General features: G+C 39.0%; 2 protein-coding genes. Both read left to right on the top strand.

Annotation, left to right across the window (positions count from 1 at the left end):
• Positions 1 to 2,487, top strand: a 2,487-nt coding sequence (locus ACFINC_RS08795; protein ID WP_375616963.1) for an autotransporter outer membrane beta-barrel domain-containing protein, incomplete at its 5' end; no start/stop codon positions are given.
• A 651-nt stretch (positions 2,488 to 3,138) separates the two neighbouring features.
• On the top strand, positions 3,139 to 5,849 hold a 2,711-nt coding region (locus ACFINC_RS08800), incomplete at its 3' end, for an autotransporter outer membrane beta-barrel domain-containing protein (protein ID WP_375616964.1).

Genomic DNA, 5,849 nt, shown 5'->3' on the forward strand with positions numbered 1-5,849 from the left:
TATGGCGCAGCTACCACCGATCCTGATAGCTTGATCGAATTGCATGGCAAAACAACAATTAATAATGCTTTCATCGGACTTAATGCAGAAAATAGTGGTGCAATCACAATGACGGGAGGAACTGTAACCGCTGCAAACATGGCAGTGTTTGCAAAAAACGGTGGGCATATTAAGGTCACAGATGTTGCTCTAACAACGATGTATGGCAACGGATACGGTGCAGCTACCACCGATCCTAACAGCTTGATTGAATTGTATGGGAAGACAACTATTGATAATGCTGTAACCGGACTTGATGCAGAAAATAGTGGTACAATCATAATGACTGGGGGAACAGTAACTGCGAAAACCATGGCATTGTTCGCAATGAATGGTGGACATATTAAGGTCACAGACGTTGCTCTGACAACGATGGATGGCAATGGATACGGTGCAGCTACCAGCAATCCTAACAGCTTAATTGAATTGTATGGAAATACAGCGATTAGCAATACTTTCATCGGGCTTTATGCAGAAAACGGTGGCACGATTAAAATGAATGGAGGGACCGTAGCAGCAAAAGGATCAGCATTTGTTGTAAAAAATAGCGGATATATTGATGTAACAAATGTTTCTGCAACAGCAGAAAACAGTGGCATAACATTTGATAAATCCGAGGATGATAACACCTTAGAAATCAACTTGACAAATACAAAGCTTCGCACTGAAAATAGTATTGGAATTAATGCAGACCAATCAATCGGTATAGCCAATCTCAAAAATTCAGAAATCCGTGCCGATATTTTATTATCAGCAAAAGCCTCAACTAAAGAAAATAACTTTGCTTTTACACTAAATGCTAATCACTCGGTATTAAACGGAAGAGCAAAAATTGCAGAAAACAGAACTGTACGCTTTGATTTGACAAACAAGGCAACATGGATATTGAAAACCAGTACAAAAGAAACCGATGATGATGGAAAACTGCTTGCTATTGCTCAAAGGTCACGTTCTGATATTTCTGTGCTCAATCTCAATGATAGTTCTATTGTTTTCAATGGGCTGGTAGAAGATCATTATCATACATTGCATGTAGGATCTGGAATACCAACCACTCTAGCAGTCTATAATGCCTCTGGTAAGGCAGAAATTCATTTCAACGCTATATGGAGTGATGGTGTTGCAATAGATGCACAAAAAACCGATAGGCTTCTCATTCACGGTGATGTAGCAGGCACCACAACAGTTTATGTCAAAAGTGTTTCAGAGAATAAGGAGAGTGTAGAAAATGCTTCTCCTCCTTCAAATATAGGTGGACTTTCACTTATTCAAGTTTCTGGAGAAGCAAAAGAAGACTCCTTTAAATTGAAAAATGGCTATACCACCATAGGAGGAACTCCTTATAAATATACGCTGACTGCCTATGGACCAGTATCAAGTTATGGCAAAGCCAATGCTAACCAAAACTTATTCGATGAAAAGGATAAAGATTTCTGGGACTTCCGCTTGCAGCCTGAATTTCTTGCCCCCGATTCAAAAGTAAGAGCAGTTGTACCACAAATGGCAAGTTATTTGGTTATGCCAAATGCCCTCTTTTATACTGGATTAGCCGATATGGCCAAGCAAAATGCACTTTTAGCCAATATGAGAACAACAGTCTTGGGAGAGCAGAAAAATCTTAAAAACAGTTTCTTCCTCTCTACCTATGGGGGTAAAGGAACCTTATCCTCGAAACGCGGTCCCCTTAAATATGGTTATGGTGCTGATATTCGCTATGCTGCTCTCCAAGCCGGTGTCACATTAGCGGCATTAGAAGGACAAAATACCACGACACATTTCGGTCTTATAGGCACCTATGGGCGGCTGTCTTTCACTCCAAAAGAGATGCAAGATACAAGTAAAAGCACTTTAGATAAATGGTCTCTCACTGCCTATGGTAGCGTACAGCATGACAGTGGTTTCTATATGGATACACTTTTATCCTATGGAATAATAAAAAGCGATATCACCAATGCTATCATTGGTAAAACCGCGAAATTGAACAATGTAAAAATGTTGAGTATTTCCACCACCGTTGGCAAACAATTTTCTACCGGAATGGAAGGAGTAATCTTCGAGCCCCAAATACAACTTGCTTATCAACATTTGATGTTTGATACCATTGAAGATGCTGATAATTTTAAAATTGATATGAACAATCCTTCTCAATGGTTGATCCGTGTTGGTGGACGTTTAACCAAAACCATTATGACTGCTGAAAATGGTCCTGCCCTTTCCTTCTATGGAAAAGTAAACTTGATCAAAACCTTTGGTGATAATGGTACCATCCAGATTGGCAGAGATTTTGACCTTGACCCCATGGGAACAGCAATTGAAGGCGGAATTGGTATCAATGCGCGACTTTCTCACAACTTCTCTCTTTACGGTGATGTAAGCTATCGACAAAAGCTTCAGAAAACTGGTATAAGTGGTGCAAGCTTTTCAGGTGGCATACGCTATCAGTTTTAATACAAGGCTATAAAAATAGCCTATTCATTCTATTCAATTTAACAAAAAGGGCAGCCACAATATGCTGCCTTTTTTGTACATTAAAGCCATCTTTTTTCCTTTTAAAGCACCCTTCCCTCTTTATACTTAGTTCTTTACGAAAATCACCAAGACAAGACACAACAAATGCAACAGAGCACTTCCATCCCCAGTGGATGAAGAGTACTTCCTACTTTGAGAAAAAGAGAAGTCTATTAGAAATAAATTAATACCACTGTGTTGAAAGATGAAAACCCACTTTAAGCCCAAGTAAGTTAGCTTTTTTACTAGCTTCTTCTACATCCTTTTTTGTTCCCTCATAACCCCAATTTGGGTCATATAATAATCCCTACCATCACGTAAAAGATGTCATGGTACCACTATATCAGTATCTCACAATATTTCTCTGAATAATAATATTCAAAATTATAACTCTTTAAATAAAATCAATTATAAATACATTTTGTATTAGACATAATTAATATCAATTATTTTTTAATTTTGACAAAAAACCAAATTTGTCTTACCAAATAAAGACAATTACTGAAATTAATAGCAATTATCCATTTTCACTTCTTCTTATGAAGTTCGCGGGGAAATGAATATTTGGGGGCTATCATAAGGAGAATACTAGTGTATAAAACATCCCTTTTATCATGCACGGCTGCAGCCGCTATCATACTATTCAACATCCAGTTCAGTGCACATGCTGAAACCCTCGTAGTTTCTGAGGGAAAACAACAAGAAGTATCCGATAAAACCTACGAAACTATTCACGCAAAAGGCGGTGGCAAAATCATTGGAAAACATTTAACCATTGTTACGAATAAAGATATAAACCAGGGCACAAACGAAACCGTCTATGCTGTAACAGCAGAAGGTGCTGACAGTGCGATTGAGTTACTGGATGGCACAACCATTAAAGGCACTGGTTCTGGTATTTTCTTAGGACTTGAAGCCAAAGACGGTGCGACACTTCAAATGACTAAAGGAACAATTACATATTCTGGAATGGCGTCCTCCTCATCTGGCATTTTATCTAGCACTGGTGCTTCCTTTTCTGACAGTAAGAGTAAAAAAAACAAGCTGGAAGACGTGGTAATATCGAGTGAAAACGATAACAGTTCACTATCCTTAGGAATAAGTGCTAAAAACAGCACAGTAACCTTGAACAATGTAACCGTAACTCAAGCACTAAAAGGCATATTTGCAGATGATCACTCAACAATAACGGTGTCTGGAGGATCATTTCTTGCAAAAAATACAGCAATATCTGCTCAAAATGGCAGCATCATTACTTTAAACAACAATGTTACAGTCGCATCATCTAATGGTACTGGACTCCATGCAGATGGTATAGAATCCAAGATCACAATGAAAGGAGGGGCTGTCATAGGAGGAAGTTTGAATGGACATGAAGGCGCATTACTTACAGAAAATGGTGGACGTATTGAAATTACGGATGTTACTCTAACAACAGATGGCAAAGGAGCCGGTGCACTTGCAATTGGTTCTGATAGTATAGTTGAATTAAAAGGCAATACAAAGATTAATAATGTTTTGAACGGTCTTGGAGCATTTGATGGTGGTAAAGTCACCAGCGAAGATTTAACACTCATCGGTTCTGGAGCAAAAGAAGAAAGCACTGGTGTAGGAGTTAACCTGCCTAATAGCAAGATTGAACTAAATGGAAAAACAACCATTGAAAAATTCACCCATGGGCTTGAGGCACGAAATGGTGGACAGATTGATGTCACGGATGTAGCTTTAACAACGAATGACGCGGGAACCGGTGCACTTGCACTTGGTCCCGATAGCAGAATTGAATTGCATGGAACGGCAACGATTAATAATATTTTGAAGGGTCTTAGAGCAATAAATGGTGGCAAAATTACCAGCGAAAATTTAACAGTAGTCGGTGGTAAAGCAATTAATGAAAATCTCAGCAAAATAAGCACTGGTGTACGGACAGAGGATTCTGGTAGTGAAATTCAGTTAACCGGCAAAACAACCATTCAAAATGTCGATGAAGGTTTTTATGCAGACGGTGGAAGTCAAATCATTAGCGGAGATTTAACAATAACCGGTAGTGAATCCGAAGAACCAACCGTTGGTGTAAACATTTGGGATCCCGATAGTATAGTTGAATTAAATGGCAAAACAACCATTCAAAATGTTGATGTTGGTCTTTTTGTCATTGAAGGTAGCACAATTAAAACGAGCAATGGCGCTATTGATACTAATTCTAAAGGTCTAGATACCCAATCCGACACTCCTCAGAATGGGAAGAAAAATAAAATAGAAGCAAAAATGGCTGCGCTGGTTGTAATAAATGGTGGACATATTGATCTGACAGATGTTTCTGCCACAGCAGAAGTTGCCGGTTTACAATTCGCAACTTTCTCCGATGATAATCCAAATAGCTCGCATGATCCACAAAAATATCATAGTAATGAGATCAATCTGACCAATGCAGAGCTTCATGCTGAAAATGGCACAGGAATTTTCATTAGAGCTGTTGTTGAAAAAAGCATCGAAGATGCTGCAGCTCCATCAATCGGCACAGTCAATCTTAAAAAATCAGAAGTCCATGCCGATGTTTTACTAGGAAATGGTATTGCTTGGGACAAAGCGTCATGGAAAGATAAAGATTTGTGGGATGGTAAAGAGGTTAAAACGATCTCCAACGGCACCTTCACATTAAGCGCAGATCAGTCTATTCTAGAGGGCAGAGCAAATATTGCTAAAGACAGAAATGTACGTTTTGATCTGAAAAACAATACAACATGGACGTTAAAAATCAGCAAAAACGAAAAAGATGATGATGGCAATCTGCTTGATATCGCTCAAAGATCTCGTTCTGATATTTCCACGCTTAATCTCGATAACAGCTCCATTGTTTTTGAGAAACCAACAGAAGAGCATTACCAAACATTGCATATAGGTTCTGGTAAACCAGACACGCAAGAAGTCTACAATGCAACGGGTGATGCAAAGATTTACTTCAATACGGCTTGGAGTGATGGTGCTGCAATAAATGACCAAAAAACCGATAGACTTTTGATCCATGGGGATGTCTCTGGCAACACATCAGTTTATGTCACGGGGCGCTTAGAAGAGAACAATATCGAAGCAAATACCTCTGCTGCTGCCAATGTCCGTGGTCTTTCACTTATTCAAGTTTCTGGAAAAGCAGAAGAAAACTCTTTCAAACTGGTAAATGGCTATACCACAAGAGGTGGCTTACCGGATATGTATACACTACGTGCCTATGGACCAGACTCAAGCCAAGGCAAAGCCGATATTGCGCAAAACCTCTTTGATGAAAAGAATGAAAATTTCTG

Origin of the sequence: Bartonella sp. AP58NXGY, assembly GCF_042195785.1 — a bacterium.
Lineage (GTDB): Bacteria > Pseudomonadota > Alphaproteobacteria > Rhizobiales > Rhizobiaceae > Bartonella.